Origin of the sequence: Nitratireductor arenosus (assembly GCF_009742725.1) — a bacterium.
GTDB classification, from domain to species: domain Bacteria; phylum Pseudomonadota; class Alphaproteobacteria; order Rhizobiales; family Rhizobiaceae; genus Mangrovimarina; species Mangrovimarina arenosa.
The window spans coordinates 669,706-686,340 of the sequence record NZ_WPHG01000001.1 but is presented as its reverse complement, the minus strand read 5'-3'; the positions used below and the strand labels follow the sequence as shown (position 1 = coordinate 686,340).

Sequence of the window (16,635 nt, the reverse complement as noted above, 5' to 3'; positions counted from 1 at the left end):
TTCGGGTGCGCATAGCCGGTAGCAATATCCTCCTCTCTGCTTCCGATCTCATGCGCTTCATGGGGTGCGTTCACGCCGCTGCACTGGATCTGGCGCACTTGCGCGGAGCCGGTCCGAAGCCGCGGGAAGACAGCGAAGACGCAGAATTACTGCAGAAGATGGGCGACGCCCATGAAGCAGCGCATCTCGCCCGGCTCAATGCGGCCGGCCGACATGTGGTGGAGATCGCGAGGGGCAACCTTACCACCGACGCGGAGAGCACGCGCGCCGCGCTTGCCTCAGGCCCAGATGTGGTGTTTCAGGGCGCTTTTCTCTCAGGCAGTTGGGGCGGCTGGTCGGATTTCCTGGAGCGCGTCGATCGACCCTCCGCGCTTGGACCATTCAGCTACGAGGTAGCTGACACCAAGCTCAAGCGCCGTCCACACCCAAAGCATGTGCTGCAACTGGTGCTCTATTCCGATCTGCTGACTGAGGTTCAGGGCGCGGCACCTGAGTTCGCCCATGTCGAATTGGCGGACGGCACCCGTGCGTCCCTGCGCATTTCGGACTACGCGGCCTATGCCCGAATGGCGCGGGCACGGCTAGAAGGTTTCGTGGCCGATCCGCTGCCCGCCCGTCCGATCCCCTGCGCAGATTGTGGTCTTTGCCGCTGGGGCGACCATTGCGCCGACGTTTGGAAGGCCGAGGACAGCCTGTTCAACGTCGCCGACATCAGTCGGGGGCAGGTGAAGAAGCTAGAAGCTGCGGGCATCCAAACCATGGAATCCCTCGCCAGTCTCGATCACCCGATCCGCGGCATGGCGGAAAATACACACCTCCGCCTAGTGACTCAGGCCCGCCTGCAACACGCCCGCAAGACCGGCTTCCCCGCGATCGAACTGCGCGCACCGGAGCCCGGCAAAGGGTTCGACCTGCTGCCCGAGCCCCAGAACGGCGACCTGTTCTATGACATCGAAGGTGATCCCCATTTCGAAGGTGGCTTGGAGTACCTGCATGGCGTCTGGTTCGATGGCGAGTTCCGGGCGTTCTGGGCGCACGACCATGCTGCCGAAGCGCGCGCGCTCGCTGATCTGCTGGAGTTCTTCCGTGCGCGTCTCGCGGCCTATCCCAACGCGCGCATTTATCATTCCGCGTCCTACGAAATCACAGCGCTTCGACGGTTGACCACGAAATACGGGGTCGGCGAGGCATTCCTCGACCGTCTTCTGCGTGAGAGGCGGTTCGTCGATCTGTTCGCTGTCGTGCGAGGCGCGCTGATCGGCTCGGAATCCAACTATTCCATCAAGTCGATGGAGGTCTTTTATGGCCGCAAGCGCGAGGGTGAGGTGAAGACGGCCGGCGGCTCGGTTGTCGCCTATGAGAACTGGCGGGAGACGGGCGAGCAGCACATCCTCGACGAGATCAAGGACTACAACCGCATCGACTGCATCTCAACCGAGGAGTTGCGCGACTGGCTCGTCCGCATCCGACCCAGCGGCCCATGGCCGTCGCTCAGTCAGGACGCGGGTGAAAAGGAGGCCGAGGAGGATGCCGACACTCAAGCGCTGCGTTCGGCCCTCGCAGCATCCGGCCTGCCGCAGGACCGGCAGGAGCTGCTGTTTAATCGCGGCCTCTTCCACAAGCGCGAAGCGAAGCCCGCGCAATGGGCAGTGTTCGACTCGGCGTCCAAGGACGAGGATGAGCTGATCGACGATCTTGACGCGCTGGCCGGGCTGGAGGCGATGGGCCCGCTGGAGCCGGTCAAGCGGTCCTTCGCACGCAGTTACCGCTTTCCGCCGCAGGAAACCAAGCTGCGCGTCGGCAAGAAGGCGACGGTGCCGGTCTCCGATAGCCCGCCCGTCTCGATCAGTATCGAGGCGATGGACCGCAAGGCGCGGCAGATCACAGTCAAGGCCGGGCCGGGAAAGGACCATCTCTTGGGCGACCGCCTGAACTTGCATCCGGATTGGCCGCTGGACCCCAAGCCAATCCCCGGCGCGCTGCGTGACGTGATCGCTGACCAGTGCGGCCCACGCTCCTACCGGGCGGTCGATGACCTTCTGACTCGCACGCCGCCCCGCCTGACGAGCGGCCCGCTGGGGCCTATTGCCGATCCGGTCGCGGGCACCATCGCCGCGGTGGGCGCCATGGATGAAACCGTCCTGCCCATCCAGGGGCCGCCCGGCACCGGCAAGACCTATGTCACCGCCCGGGCGATCCTGTCACTCTTGCGCAAGGGTGCGCGTGTGGGTGTCACGTCGAACAGCCATGAGGCGATCCGCAATGTGCTGATGGGCTGCCTCGCCGCGCTGGAGGATGAGGACCTGCCAATTGCGCTGGACTTCGTCCACAAGACCTCGGGCGAGGATGATGGTTATCCCGAGGGTTGCCCGATCCGCCGCACTATCAGCAATGACGACGCGGCAGGCGGCATGCATGTTGTTGGTGCGACCGCTTGGTTCTTTTCCCGCGATGAGAACGTGCAGACCTTCGACTGGCTCTTCGTCGACGAGGCGGGGCAAGTTGGCCTCGCGAACATGGTTGCCATGGGGCGGGCGGCCCGGAACATCGTGCTGGTCGGCGACCCGCGCCAACTGCCCCAGGTGATCCAGGGCGCGCATCCGGACCCTGCGAACTCCTCCTGCCTCGACTGGATGCTCGGCGATCATGCGACGGTGCCTCCGGATCGCGGCATCTTCTTGCCTGTCTCGCGGCGGATGCACCCGGATGTCTGCCGTTTCATTTCCGATCAGGTTTATGAGGGACGGCTAACCAGCCACCTAGACACCGCGCGCCAGTCTGTGACTGGCACGTCGTTCCCGGCAGCGGGTGCGTTCTGGGTGCCGGTCCCGCATGAGGGCAACCCCCAAATCTCGCCGGAGGAAGTCTCAGCCATTCGGGCTGCGGCCGATGAGCTGCTGACAGGCGCCTGGACGGACAAGGACGGCACGATGCGCTCCATGCGGCAGTCGGATATCATCGTGGTCGCACCCTACAATGCGCAGGTGAATGCGCTCAGGGACGCACTGCCCGAAGGCATCCGCGTCGGCACCGTGGACAAGTTTCAAGGCCAGGAGGCGCCGGTCTGCCTTGTGTCGATGACCGCCTCACCGGCCGAGGAAACGCCACGCGGCATGGACTTCCTGTTCTCGCTCAACCGGATCAACGTCGCCGTGTCCCGTGCGAAGGGCCTCGCGCTGGTCTTCGGCGCTCCGCGCCTGCGCGAGGCGAAATGCGAGACAGTCGAGCAGATGCGACTGGCAAACACGCTCTGTGCTCTGCCAGTATTCGCACAGAATGAAAGAGGGAGTGCATGAGCGAGAACGATTGGTTTGCCATGCGTTCGCATAAGGCTCAAGCACATGGCCGCCCCGAGGCCAACGGCTTCCTTGTCCGCAAAGACTCGACGGCAATGCGGGACGGCTCCCCTCGTGTGAAGCGAGATCGCGAGGAGCGTGACCGTCTGGTTCGGCAGGGGGTCCTCGTCTCGGACAGCGACCCGGACTTGTATCGCTTTTCCCGCGACCACGTCTTTGGGAGCTCCAGTGTGGCCGGGGGCATCGTCAAAGATGGAAATTGCAGTGGTCCCCAAAGCTGGCGCAAGCCCGGCGATGGAAAAACGCTGAGGGAGGCGAAGCATGGATAGCGCTTTGCCTGCTTCTGATCTGTCAGAAAACATGCAGGGCCGGCAGGCCGCGGAGAGGTTGTGCGACTCATGGCCCGAGAACGATTGGGTGCCGCAAGACCCTAGCCTCGAGTGGACACAGGGTGCGATAGCCGAATTCGCGGAGATTATACGTCGACAGCCCCCGATCTTTCGCGCGAGCCAGAAGGGAGCCGAGGTCGGCGCGAGCATGTTAAGCCCCCGACCATTTCAGGGGCTATCCGAGGCTCTCCAAAACGCCGACGATCTTGGTGCGTCCGAGCTTAGGATTGTGCTCCGGCACACGCCTCGCCGAGAGCTGCTGATCATACACGATGGAAAGCCCGTCTCCCTGGCTCATGTGGGAGCGATGGTTCTGCCTTGGCTCTCAACGAAGGCCACAGACGATAAGGCTTCAGGGCGGTTCGGAATCGGCCAGAAGACCCTCAAATCGCTTGGCGGGCCTCTCGGGATGCATTGCGCCCCCTTCCATTTCGTGATGCTTGACGAGGCGCCTGAGGTTGTCGAACCGGCCGCGTTCGTTGACGGCGTGTATGATCCGCACCGTCGAGAGACGATGCTGGTCGTTCCACTTCTTCCCGAGGTCGATATCGCGGACATCCCCAGCGCAGTGGGAAGCCTGGGGGTGGATAGCCTAAAGTTTCTGCGCCACGTTCGGCGGCTCAGTTATGTCGATTTGGATGTACCCGGATCGCTTCGCTGCTACGCCATCCATGTCGAGCCAGCCCAAGATGTCGAGGCCGTGCTGAACGCCGTCACTTGTTCAGTCTCTCGTGATGGCCTCGTCATCGAGGAACCCGCTGAGCTTGCCGGCGTGAGGTTTGATCGCTACTGGACCGACCTGCCGGTGACTGGCAACCAATCGCGGCAGAACAAGGCGACGGGCGAGACGACACCACTGGGGATCTGCGTCTCCGACGACATGGACCGCGGCGGCGCCCTGCATGACCGGATCCCGCTTCCGATCGAGATTGACTCGCCTATCAGCCTGAACGCGCAGTTCGACCCTGATGGCGCACGCTCTACGATCCTTCCCACCGCGTGGAACAAGAAGCGCCTCGCGGATCTTGGGCACCTGCTTGGCATCGTGGCGCTTGATGCCTTTGAACGCGAAAGGCCAACGGCCTGGAATCACATCCCGCTGACGACGGAGAGCCTGGAAGCCGGTGACTGGATTCAGTCTGCCTTCGCAAAGGATGTGGTCGCAACCTGTCACAAGCGGCTGAGAGAGAACCTTCACCTGCCGACGAGGACGGGGAAAGCTGACCTCTCGCACATCGTGTACGAGCACGCGAGACTCGAGGGTCTGCTGACACCAGATGACCTTGAACTGCTCGCGCCAGGCCGAATGGCACTCGACCCTGGGTGCCGAGACGAAGATGGGCGGTGGCGCCTGGTCTTGGATGATCTCGAGGATACACAAGCCCTTGACCCTGCCGACTCTCTGGAACTGTTCGATCACCCAAACGCAATTGCGGACCGCGAACCCTCCTGGTTCATTTCAATAGCAGCTCTCGCGCTTGAGGAAGGGCTTTGGGGCGAGTTTCTGAAAAAGGACGCCTTCCTTCTCGTCGACGGCACTATTGTGGGATGTCCGCCTAGGGGCGGCCCACGAATTCTTGTCCTTCACGACAACCCGCAGAGCCTAGCGAGACGTCTAGGGCTCGCATTGCCACTGCATCAGGCCTACCAGGCCGAAACCCCAGATGCAAAAAAGGTCATCGCCAAACTCAGAGAGATGAAAATTCTCCGAGAGGCTTGCGATCAACCGGCGGAAGCTCTGCAACTCCTGGCACGGTCCAATGAAGATGCCGTGGAGCCCGTGCGGCTCGAAAATGACGATCTGATTGCGCTTCGGGATGCTTGGGCGCACCTTTCGCGGGACGAACAGCGGACCATGGGAGCAAAGATTGGCTCCAACATCGAACTGCGGACGATCACATACGGGCCAAGCTCTCAGCGACCTGAAAGAGCGTGGGCCCGCCCTCACGAGGCGTATCTTCCAGCACAAATTGATCGCGAGACTGATAGCTTCGCGAAGGCAGCTGGCCGAACGCCCGGACTAGTATGGGTGGACCCTGAGTATGCCAAGTTACTCAAGCATGAACGGGGTCGCAGCGAAGCAGGGGCACAGAGATTTCTCTCGGCACTTGGCGTTGCGCGTGATCCGCGCCTCATCGTACCCCTCAACGAGAAAGTACGCTGGTCGCGCGACACACGGCCCGCCAGTGCTGTCGCCGGCGTTAGCCGCCCCGAAGCGCAACTTAGGGCGATCAGGGCTGGTGGGTATGGTGAGCACTACCTACTAGACGACCGCTGGTCACCTGATTTGGAAGCGGTCGTTGAGGATATTCATTCTAGCCCGGCCCGTTTTAGAAGGCGGCGGGGGCTGGCTCTACTGGCTGTTCTTAGTCGTGGGTGGGAACGGCGCTATTCAGAATACCAAGTTTCGAAGTGCGTTGTCGGCTACAATGGATATTGGACCAGCCCTCGCGAAGTCCAAGCGACTTGGCTGGCGCGTCTTTCAGCAGCAGTGTGGCTGCCCAACGGCAACGGTGCCCTTCGGGCGCCAAGCCAGCTTGCGCTGCCCACAGAAGCTAACCGTCTCACATACGGAACTGACAAGGGAGCTTACCTTGCAAAATACGATCAGAAGGTCATTCGGCTTGATCTGCTGAAGGCCTTGGGCATCAGGCTCGGCCCGTCCGGCGATGATCTGATTGAGCGTTTGCAGGATTTGCGAGAAAAGCCGCTGACGCAGGCAACCACCGACCAAGTTCATACGATTTACCAGCTTCTTGCAGCCGACCTCCGTTCGAACACAGTAGATCTGAAGGCTGGCCGTGCCCTGACACCCCAGCGCCTGAGAAATGCATTTCGCGCATCGCCAGGGCAGGACGGACTGCTTCTTGCCGATGGCCGATGGCATTCTCCCGAAGCCGTACTTCGTGGTCCGCGGATATTTGGCGAGTACCGTGTATTCGCACCTCATATTGCCGGCTTGGAGCCCCTTTGGATGTCGCTGGCAATTCCAGAACCATCCGCAAAGGATTGCGTCGAAGTACTTCGCGAGATCACACGAAAGGCTACGCTCTCGCCATCAGACCGTGGCGTCATGGTGCTGGCATTCCGGTCACTAGCCACTCTCATAACGGGCGCTACGCCTCAATTGCGGTCAACTCTCCGGCGTTTGCCGCTCTGGACGGGGAATGAGTGGGCGACATCACGCCCGATGTACGTGCTCGACGGAGAGGCGATAGCACAGGCCGAAATCCCCGATTTGACAGCCTGGCGCCTTGGCGTGAGCAGCTTCACCGATGTTCAACCATTGTTTGAATTCCTCGATGTCACCCACCTTCGTCTGGAAAGCTTCCGGCCGAAGTCCCTGAGCACCGCTGGAATTTTGGAAGGAGAGAACAAGCGCAAGCTCTTTGCCGAAGCTGTCGCGCTGTTGGCCGACGAACTCATTCGCACTGACATAGGTCTCCATGAAAAGCTAAAATGCTCATGGGAAGAATTGATGCGTGCGCGCCTAGTCATTGATCCTTCTCTGGAAATCACTGCTGAGCTAGAGGGGCATCCTGCAATCTGTATCCCAGCCCGCGCTCATATGATGTCTGAACCCATGACCATGATCGTGCGCACGTTGGAGGACGCAGGTTCATCAGATGCCGGTGGGCAAGCTGTAGCTTCTTTGTTCGACGGTGACAGGCAGAAGCTCGCTTGGGCATGGGCTTCAGTATGGCAGAAAGCGAACCAGGGCTGGGGTGCAAGCCAGATCCTTCTCCCGTCCACAAAACCAGATGCCGCCGGTAACGCCACGAGACTAGCTGCCCTCCAGGCTCAGGCAAGCGAACGGAACGAAAGCCAGAAGAAGACGTCGAAGACCTCCCGCAGCAAGCCTGCGGCCCAGAACCAAACGCCTGTGCAGGTACGGAAGCTCCGGGACATCGAAGATCTTGAGCCTACACAGGGCTCAATCGTCAATGAAGGCGCCAGTGGTAGCGGGGTGATCTTCGTCAAATCGCGCACCAAAGGTCAGGCGGGTCGCACCTTTCCATCCGGTTCCGGTAGCAATGCGGGCAGCGCGAAGTCCGCCGTTCGAACGGTTCTGCCGCCTGTCAGTGATCGTGAACAACTGGCCTTGGAAGCAGTGAGGCGGGCGCTTCGGCTCGACCCCGAGCAGATACGAGATGTTCGCTCGAGGCGGGGAATCGGCGTCGATGCGATCGACGAGTTGCGCCAGTGCTATGAGATCAAGATGAGTTCAGGCTCGGCGTACCCAACAGACATCACTCTGCTACCCAGCGAGGTAGAAGCGGCACAGAACGACCCTGATTTCTTCCTCGCCGTGGTTGCTGGTCTCGAGGAGGGCGACGGTTGCCTCAAGGTTCGCTTCATCTTCAACCCCCTTGAGCAACTCGCGGCTAAAATCCGTGGGGAGGTGACGCTTACAGGCATCGATAAAGCCGAGGCTCTGGAATACGAGTTTCCTGTTGCCAATGTCGAATAGAAAATCAGAGAAGGTTGGACCTCAGGCCCATCCCCTCCGCTACTTGCCCCTGCGAAAGCGTTCTCCCGGTCCGGCTGCGACCGGATTTTTCCGTTGTTTTTGAAGGTTATGCGGGCGGGGCTGATAACCGGGCTACGCCCCGAAGGACGCGTATGCGTTCTCTTCGGGCCGATATTCTCCTGTGTTTCGGCGTGGAATAAGGACCCTGTTTTGGAGTGCGCCCCTGAGGGTGGACACTGATCAGGCTGCTGTTTTGCCAGTCTGCCGGATGTGTTGATCCTCAAATTGCTTCGGGCTCAGATAGCCGAGCGCCGAATGGAGCCTGCGCTTGTTGTAGACCTCCTCGATGAAGTGGGGAAGGTGTTCGACGACATCCTCGAACGTCTCGAAGGCCATGGGATAGACACCCTCGACCTTCAGCGTCTTCATGAAGCTCTCGGCCTTGGCGTTGTCGTATGTAGTCCCGTTTTTCGGCCGCGGTGCGCTTTTTAGAGCCCCCTTTAAGAACTCCAGTTCCAGGGCCTGTTTGCCGACGAGCCGTTCAAGCGCAGCAATCCGAGCCTCGTATTCCTGGATCAGATCAGCGGCCTGGGCATCCTCATCGAAGGCACCTTCCTCGTATTTGCGAACCCACACACGGATCAGCTGGCGCTGTATATCGTGGCGCTTCGCCAAGCCATGAAGCGTCTCGCCGGAAAGGTACTCCTGCGCGACCTGCCGCTTAAATTCGATACTGTGCGTGCGATATCTTGCCATGGTTCTCTCTTCGAAAACTCGACAAGACTGGTCAATTCATCAATCCGATCTGTCCACCCTCAGGGGCGCACTCCAAAGGCGGGTCACTTCTCAGCGGAAATCAACAGTGGGTGAGCCGGTCGAGTAGCGCGGTTGTCATTTTGGCGTCGCCGAAGACGGCGGGCCATTCTCCGAAGGCCAGGTTGGTGGTGACGATGATCGAGGTGCGCTCGTAGAGCGGGCGGGTCGTGCCAGTCAACGGGCTGGGGACGCTGCTTGCGGATTTCGGGCAAATGCCGGCCGCGTAGACGCGGCAGGCACCGCACGAGGATCCGCCCTCAATAGGTGGCGCGACCGCCCGAGATGTCGAAGACCGCGCCGGTGCTGAAGGAGCAGTCGCCGGAGGAGAGCCACAGACACATATTGGCCGCTTCCTCGACGGTGCCGAAGCGGCCCATCGGCACTTTCGACAACATATAGTCTATGTGCTGCTGCGTCATCTGGTCGAAGATTTCCGTCTTGATGACCGCCGGCGTGACGGCGTTTACGCGTATTCCTGTGCCGGTCAGTTCCTTGCCGAGTGACTTCGTCAGGCCCAGGACGCCGGCCTTCGAGGCGCTGTAGGCGGCCGCGTTGGGATTGCCTTCCTTACCGGCAATCGAGGCGATGTTGACGATCCGGCCGTAATCGGCCTTCAGCATGGCCGGCAAAACCGCCTGACAGCACAGAAACGTGCCGTTCAGATTGACGTCGATCACCCGCCGCCAGGCGTCGGCGTCGTATTGGGCGACGGTGTCGTTGGAACCGGTGATGCCGGCCGAATTAACCAAAACGTCGACACGTCCGGTTTGCGCCAGCAGGTCCGCCACGGCCGCCTCGATCTCAGGCTTGGCTGTGATATCGAGCGCCGCCGCGCTGACCCTGTCTGTCCCGATCGCCTCGGCCGCCCGGTGCACGCGCTCGTGGTTGTTGTCCCACAGACAGACCCATGCGCCGGCGGAGTGGAAGCGCCGCGCGAGTTCGAGCCCGATGCCACCGGCCCCGCCGGTGATGATCACGCTCTGTCCGGTGAAGTCGTATTCGACCATCGTCATCTCCAAAAATACTTGTGCGGCAAGGCTCGTCCGCGGCGGGTTCAAATGGGGGCGTGCCACCATTTTTCGAACGGGTTGCTGTACAGGATCGTGTCGATGACCTCGGCACTGACTGACGGCACGCGCGGGCTGTCGTGATCCTGCGAACAGACCAACAGCCCGTCGACCGCCTCGTCAAAGGTCGAGAACGGGAAATCCGTACCAAAAAACACCTTGTCGGCGATCGAATAGTCTTGGATCTCGGCCAGGCATTTCTGCAAAATCCACGGCCTGTAGCACAGGCCGGTGATTTCGCCGTAGACGTTCGGGTTCTTGCGTACGATCACCGCCGCCTCGGCCGTCCAGGGATGGCCCATATGCGCCATGATGATCTTGAGGTCGGGATAGGCGAGCGCGACCGGATCGACATGCAGCGGGCGCCCTAACTCGATACGGGATTTCGGCGGAAAGGTCGTGCCCATGTGCAGCGTCAGCGGCACGTCATTGGCCTGGCAATAGGCATAGACCGGCTGCATGCGCGGATCGTCGAGCCCGACGCCATTGTAGATCGGGCCGAACTTGACACCCTTGAACTTGAGCTGCTCGACCGAGTGCCTGAGCTGTTCCATATAGCCCGGGCGGCGCGGATCGACATAGGCGAAACCGACGAATTTTTCGGGATATTTCGCGACCGCGGCAGCGGTGGTTTCCTCCGCGCCCTGGATGCCGATACTGTCGCCATATTGCGGGCTGAACACGATGACGCGCTCGAAACGCGCCAGTTCGCGCGCCAGCGTGTCAGCGTCGCTTGCCGGCGGCAGGCCACCCGGACGCACGCGCGCGAGCTGTTCGTGGTAGACTGGCAGATATTGTTCGGGATCCCATACATTGACGTGGCAATCGTAGAGGGGGCGCTTGGTAGTCATGCCGCTTCTCCCGCTTGTGCCAGCACGGTCTGCGCCCAGACACGCACCCGTTCGCGCCCGAAAGCGCTTGCCGTGCTATGCGGCGCACGGCTTTTCCCGCTCAACGCGCTTACACGCTCCGCGATCAGGGGCTTGCCGTAGACCAGCAGCGTATCGATCGATTCCATGATCATGTGCCACAGTGGCAGCACCTGCTTGTACAGCGCGACGGCGCGCGCCTTGTCGCCGGCGTCGCCGGAAACGTAGAGCCGGTAGATGGCAGACGAAATGTCCCCGGTTTCGGCCCCGGGTATGAAGCCGGCGCACCCCGCCTCGATGCAGTCGATCATGCCGACGCCGGCCTGGCCGTTGAAAACGTCGAACGCACCTTGCGTGCGCTCGATGAAATCGCCGACACCCAGTGCCGACATTTCCGTCTTCATCATCGTTAGATTCGGGTGCTGGGCTTGCATTTCGACAAGGCTCGCGACCGAAAAGCCCTGCCCGAGATATTCCGGCGCGATCTGGATGCCAAGCGGCAGGTCGATGCCATCGGCGACCGTACCGAAAAACCGCATATGCTCGGTTTCGGAAACGTCGCGCACAGCTGCCGGCTGCAAGATCAGCCAACTTGCCCCGCACTGCTCGGCCAGCCGACCGAACGCGATCTGGTCGCGTGCCGTCCGCTCGGCAACCGTCACGGCCAGCGGTACGCGCCCGGCGATCGTCTCGCCGGCGCATTCGACAACGCGCGCGCGCTCGCCGGCCGAAAGTTTGTGCACCTCGCCGGCCAGTCCCAAGATGGTGATCCCGTCCGCGTTCCAGCCGATAAGGGCCTCGATCTGCGCGCGCAGCGCGGCAAGGTCGAGCTCACCATCCTCGTCGAAGAAGGTGTAGGCCATCGGGTAGACACCCTTGAAATTCGTTCTCGACACAGTTTTCACCAGCCTTTCGATCTAAGCCGCGCGGTCGAACCGCAATACGGCGCGTGTTTAGGTTGTTTGGCCCTGAACCAGTTCCACCGGCAGCACGATGTCGCGGTCCTCGAACTCGCCGTCGTCGATGCGGCGGGTCAATGCGGTCGCGGCCGTGCGGCCCAGTTGCTCGGCAGGAGAGATGACGGTCGTCACCTTGGGAGAGAAATAGCGCCAGAAATTGAACCGGTTGAACCCGGTCAGCATGATCTGGTCCGGCAATGTCAGGCCGCGTTGTTCCAGGACGGTGTGGGCGGCTATCGCCATCTGGTCGTTTGCGGCCAGAATGGCGTCCGGCTTGCCGCCCTGGTCGAGATAATTGGTCAGCGCCGCCTGCACGTCGGCGTCCTTTTCGCTTTCCGACACCAGCACGCGCATCTCCACGCCCGGTCTCGCATGGAGCGCTTCCCTGACACCGCCGACACGCTCGCTGATCGCCGGCCACTCGACCTGCGGCACGACCACCAGCACCGACCTGGCACCGCGCGAGACCACGTGTTCGGCCAGCAGGCGGCCGCCGCCGCGATCGTCCTGGCGGATCGAACAGATGTCCGGCTCGGCGCGCTGGACGCCCTCCTGGAACAGAACGATTGGCTGACGCAGGCTCTTCAGAAGTTCGCGCAGATTGTATTTCGTCGGCTGGCTGCCCGACAAAAGCAGACACAGCCCGTCAGTCTCCATGCGCCGAAACGCCTTGGCTTCGCTCAGCTCGTCCGTGAACACGCCCTGTATGGTCAGCGAATAGCCCTGCTCCGCCAACTGGGCGCACAACCCATCCGCCAGCGCGGCAATGAACGGATCGCCGAGGAATTTGCGCTCGTCGTAAAGCACGATGAAGCCGATCGAGAACATGCGCGAGGACCGCAGGGCGCGCGCGGTGGCGCTCGGCCGGTAGCCGAGTTCGTCGATCGCCGCCTTGACACGCCGCTTGGTTTCCTCACCGACCAAGTGATCGCGACCGTTGATGACGTTGGACACGGTCATCACTGAGACGTCCACGGCCGCCGCGATCTCCTTCATGGTCAGCTTCTTCTTGCTCATGACAGCGCCTTTACGCCCTCTCCTGCGGACCGGTCACCCGGCCTCGATCCACATCTGCCTGCCGACGGCTCCCTTGAACCACACGTCCCGGCACGCGGCGGCCATGGCGTCGATGTCGTCAAGGCTTTCGGCCGTGGCGATGATCGTACCGGGAATCGGCCCGTGCGGCCCCGACAGAAGACTGTTTCCGGATTCGTAGAAATAGGCCAGGTCGAGCGCCAGCTCGCCGTCGGCGACGCCCGGGATCCCCGGCGGCAGAGGCACGCCTTGCGGAAGCGGCAAGTACACCAGGTCGCCGCGCGAGGGATATACCGACAGGCTTTCGGCGGCCGGAACGGGGTCCGGCATCTTGCACAGCGTATAGATCTCGTTGTTGGCGTATTTGGCGTGCCATACCTGATGCCGGACCGGCAGCAGGTCGAGCACGGCCTTGCAGGTCGCCGGCGCAGAGTCCCAGCGCAGCCTGAGCCGGATGGACAAATCCACTCCGGAAAGACCGATGCGCACATGCGTCGGACGATCGCTACCCGTGATTGTCATATGTGATCCCCGTAAAATCGCGACATCTTCATCTAGCTTATAACTTTAACGATAAATATACGTATAATCAAGCAGTTCGCACCGAAATCCAGCACCAGGAAGTCGGCCGACCCGAGACTGAAAGGCCCGAAAAATCCAGGCGCCCGCCACCGGCGGCCGCAGAACGCGCGCCGACAACGACACCGTTGTGACGCGGCCTTCTTCCATCCGGCGATACCGGGCGGCGCTCAAACCGGCCTGTAGGCGATCGCTTCGATCTCGACCTTGGCGTCCACGACCAACGGGGAGACCAACGTCGAGCGCGCCGGCGGCGCATCCTTGAAATATTCGGCGTAGACCTTGTTAAAGGCGCCGAAATCGCGTGCGTCGTCGAGCCAGACCGTGACCTTGACGATGTCTTCGGCCGTGCATCCGGCATCCTTCAGCGAGGCCAGCAGACGATCGAGCGTCAAACGCGTCTGCGGGACGATGCCTCCGTCAAGCACGTAACCGTCCTTGTCGAGGGCGGCCTGCCCCGAGGCGAACACGAAGTCGCCGGCCCGCACGGCGCCGGAAATGGGCAAAGGGGTTTCCAAAGAATGACGTGTAATCACGGTTCTCGATCCTGTTTGTGTGTTGGTTGAACAATGTCGCGAGGGTCAGGCCGTGACACGCTGCCGCTGTTCCCCGAGCCCCTCGATGCCCAGCCGCATCACGTCGCCGGCGCGCAGGAAGCGTTGCGGCGTCATCCCGAGGCCGACGCCCGGCGGCGTGCCGGTGGAAATGACATCGCCCGGCTGCAGGCTCATGAAGTGGCTGACATAGCTGACCAGTTCGGCCACGCCGAAAATCATCGTCGCGGTGCTGCCGTCCTGAACCCGTTCGCCGTTCAGTTCGAGCCACATCGCTAGAGCCTGGGGATCGCCGACCTCGTCTGCGGTCACCAACCAGGGGCCGAGCGGACCGAACGTGTCGGCGCTCTTGCCTTTGACCCATTGTCCGCCGCGCTCGATCTGGAAGGCGCGCTCGGACAGATCGTTGACGACGCAATAGCCGGCGACGTGGTCAAGCGCGCTTTGCAGCGGCACCGATTTGGCCGGACGGCCGATCACCACGCCGAGCTCGACCTCCCAGTCGGATTTGAGCGAGCCCTGGGGCAACACGACATCGTCGTTCGGACCGACAATGGCGCTGGTCGCCTTCATGAACAGGATCGGCTCGTCGGGAATGGCCATGCCGGATTCGGCGGCATGGTCGGAATAGTTCAAGCCGATGCACACCATCTTGCCCACCCCACCGACACAGGGCCCCAGCCGCGGGTTGCCCGCGACCACCGGCAGCGCCCCGCCGGCAGCGATCTCAGCTATCCGGGCAAGCGTGTCGGGCAACAGGGTTTCGCCGGCAATGTCGGCAACGACCCCTGACAGGTCGCGAAGTCGGCCGTCATTGTCGAGCAGTCCGGGGCGTTCCTCGCCCTGCGGGCCAAAGCGCAGCAGCCTCATTGGTAAAATCTTTCATATTATGCGGTTTCGAGGGGATGGCCCGACCTGCCAGCGGCGGGCCAGTCGGGGCATCCGGCTTCAGGAGGCCGATGCGCTCATTGGGCGAATTCGTCGTGCCATTTCTGCTTCAGGCCCTGCTGGTCGGTGTTGATCTGCCAGATGTTCACCAATTGCTGGAAGCCGTATTCGCCCATCGGCAGGGCGTAGGAATATCCTTGTGGATTGAGCGGATTGTCGGGCTCGATGATGGTCAGGTTCATCGCCTCGTTGGCGCCGACGACCGAGCGCAGCGTGGACGTGTCGGTCAGGAAAGCATCGACGCGTCGGCTGGCGGCCTCGATTCCCAATGTGGAAATCTTGTCGGTCACCAGCGCCTGGATCTTGGCGTTCTTGAAAAACCGGCTCGCAAAGGCTTCGTCGGCCGAACCGGAGATCACCGCCACCGTCTTGTCGGCCTGATCCAGGTCGGCATAGCTCGCAATGCCGGAATCGCCGCGTACGGCCACGCCCATGGTTTCGTAACCGGTCGGTTCAGTGAACAGCACGCGCATCGCGCGTTCGGCCGAACGGAAGATGGGCGCCATCGCGATATCGCATTTATCGGCTTCCAGCGACGGGATCAGCGTGGCCCAGGTCGCATCGACATGCTCGATCCCGACACCCATCGTCTCGGCGAGATGGGCGGCGGCGCGAATGTCGGAGCCGACCCATTCGCCGCTCGCCGGATCCTTGACGCCCCAGGGTGCCGCTTCGGCATGACACACGCGCAAGGTGCCGTTGTCGACGATTTTCTGGATCTTGTCGTCCGCGGCGAAGGCGGCGGTTGCGTAAAGCAACGCCGCTGCCGTCGCCGTGACGAGGCTAAAGGTCTGTCTCATGGTGTTTTCTCCCTTTTACCGTGAGCTGATATGTTTGACGTCCACAATCGCCGGAACCGCCCGCAAGCGGCGCCCAGCTAAAGAACCTTCGACAGAAAGGCCGCGTGCCGCTCATCCTTGGGCGAGGCGAAAAACGTTTCTGGATCGGCGTCGACGGACAGGACGCCGTCGGCCATGAAAAAGACCCGGTGGGCGACTTCACGCGCGAATCCCATTTCGTGGGTCACGACGAGCATGGTCATGCCGCTGGCGGCCAGGTCGCGGATCACCTCGAGCACCTCCTTGACCATTTCGGGGTCGAGCGCCGAGGTCGGCTCGTCGAAGAGCATGATTTTCGGCTCCATCGCCAGGGCCCGGGCAATGGCGACGCGCTGTTGCTGGCCGCCGGAGAGCTGGCCGGGATATTTGTCGACCTGATTGCCGATCCCCACCCGATCGAGCAGTCTTTCGGCCCGCGCGTTGGCTTCGTCGCGCGAAACCTTCAGCGCCGCGGTCGGACCGAGCGTGATGTTTTCGCGCACCGTCAAATGCATGAACAGATTGAAGCTCTGGAACACCATGCCGACAGAACGGCGCAACTGCTCGGTCTCCTTGCGCCAGCCCGGAAGCGTGTAGTCCAGGATCCGGATGCGGCCCTCGTTGATCGGCTCCAGACCGTTCAAGGTGCGAATGAAGGTCGACTTGCCGCCGCCGGAGGGGCCGACGATGCAGGTCACGTCCTTCTCGCGGATTTCCGTCGAAATCCCGCGCAGGACCTCGAACGAGCCATAGCTCTTGCGGATGTTCTCGACGCTGATGACGACGGGCGTTTCGGCCGCGGCGCTGCTGGTTTCCACTCGGCTTCCTTCCATC

The 16,635-nt window shown here is 61.9% G+C and carries 12 protein-coding genes and 3 pseudogenes; 3 read left to right on the top strand and 12 right to left on the bottom strand.

The features are described from left to right. Positions 1-5: 5 nt before the first annotated feature. From GN330_RS03245 to GN330_RS03235, 3 genes are read left to right on the top strand one after another with little or no spacing between them, the layout of a single operon-like run. Positions 6-3,296 carry a TM0106 family RecB-like putative nuclease gene (locus tag GN330_RS03245; protein WP_343040217.1) on the top strand — a complete coding sequence of 1,097 codons (3,291 nt, stop codon included), beginning with the start codon at positions 6-8 and terminating at the stop codon, positions 3,294-3,296. After that, on the top strand, positions 3,293-3,625 hold the full coding sequence (locus GN330_RS03240) for a DUF4357 domain-containing protein (protein ID WP_246188482.1): 333 nt from the start codon (positions 3,293-3,295) through the stop codon (positions 3,623-3,625). The genes GN330_RS03245 and GN330_RS03240 overlap by 4 nt, the downstream gene beginning before the upstream one ends. Next, positions 3,618-8,156: a sacsin N-terminal ATP-binding-like domain-containing protein gene (locus GN330_RS03235; protein WP_156711225.1), complete on the top strand. Its 4,539-nt coding sequence runs from the start codon at positions 3,618-3,620 to the stop codon at positions 8,154-8,156. Before GN330_RS03240 ends, GN330_RS03235 begins: the two co-directional genes overlap by 8 nt. A gap of 240 nt (positions 8,157-8,396) precedes the next feature. On the opposite strand, the pseudogene GN330_RS23655 reads toward GN330_RS03235, so the two are convergent. From GN330_RS23655 to GN330_RS03180, 12 genes and pseudogenes are all read right to left on the bottom strand, one after another. Further along, positions 8,397-8,627: pseudogene (locus GN330_RS23655) on the bottom strand (integrase core domain-containing protein); the annotation flags it as partial. A 123-nt stretch (positions 8,628-8,750) separates the two neighbouring features. After that, positions 8,751-8,912: pseudogene (locus tag GN330_RS23650) on the bottom strand (transposase); the annotation flags it as partial. A 100-nt stretch (positions 8,913-9,012) separates the two neighbouring features. Next, a pseudogene (locus GN330_RS03225) lies at positions 9,013-9,129 on the bottom strand (ATP-binding protein); the annotation flags it as partial. Between the two features lie 100 nt (positions 9,130-9,229). After that, positions 9,230-9,979: an SDR family NAD(P)-dependent oxidoreductase gene (locus GN330_RS03220; RefSeq protein WP_156711223.1), complete on the bottom strand. Its 750-nt coding sequence runs from the start codon at positions 9,977-9,979 to the stop codon at positions 9,230-9,232. Positions 9,980-10,026: 47 nt separating this feature from the next. Continuing rightward, positions 10,027-10,890 (bottom strand): amidohydrolase family protein, encoded by an 864-nt coding sequence (locus tag GN330_RS03215; RefSeq protein ID WP_156711222.1) that lies wholly within the window; start codon positions 10,888-10,890, stop codon positions 10,027-10,029. Next, positions 10,887-11,804: a dihydrodipicolinate synthase family protein gene (locus GN330_RS03210; protein ID WP_156711221.1), complete on the bottom strand. Its 918-nt coding sequence runs from the start codon at positions 11,802-11,804 to the stop codon at positions 10,887-10,889. The genes GN330_RS03215 and GN330_RS03210 overlap by 4 nt, the downstream gene beginning before the upstream one ends. Before the next feature lie 57 nt (positions 11,805-11,861). Then, positions 11,862-12,884: a LacI family DNA-binding transcriptional regulator gene (locus GN330_RS03205; protein ID WP_156711220.1), complete on the bottom strand. Its 1,023-nt coding sequence runs from the start codon at positions 12,882-12,884 to the stop codon at positions 11,862-11,864. A gap of 33 nt (positions 12,885-12,917) precedes the next feature. Then, a complete protein-coding gene (locus GN330_RS03200; protein ID WP_156711219.1) occupies positions 12,918-13,424 on the bottom strand; it encodes a DUF3830 family protein in 507 nt (168 codons plus the stop codon). A 227-nt stretch (positions 13,425-13,651) separates the two neighbouring features. Then, entirely contained in the window at positions 13,652-13,987 is a 336-nt protein-coding gene (locus GN330_RS03195; protein ID WP_156711218.1) for a RidA family protein, read from the bottom strand. Between the two features lie 75 nt (positions 13,988-14,062). Continuing rightward, positions 14,063-14,905: a fumarylacetoacetate hydrolase family protein gene (locus GN330_RS03190; RefSeq protein WP_156711217.1), complete on the bottom strand. Its 843-nt coding sequence runs from the start codon at positions 14,903-14,905 to the stop codon at positions 14,063-14,065. Between the two features lie 95 nt (positions 14,906-15,000). Next, positions 15,001-15,783 carry a substrate-binding periplasmic protein gene (locus GN330_RS03185; protein ID WP_156711216.1) on the bottom strand — a complete coding sequence of 261 codons (783 nt, stop codon included), beginning with the start codon at positions 15,781-15,783 and terminating at the stop codon, positions 15,001-15,003. A gap of 77 nt (positions 15,784-15,860) precedes the next feature. Further along, positions 15,861-16,634: an amino acid ABC transporter ATP-binding protein gene (locus GN330_RS03180; protein ID WP_156711215.1), complete on the bottom strand. Its 774-nt coding sequence runs from the start codon at positions 16,632-16,634 to the stop codon at positions 15,861-15,863. Position 16,635: the final 1 nt, after the last annotated feature.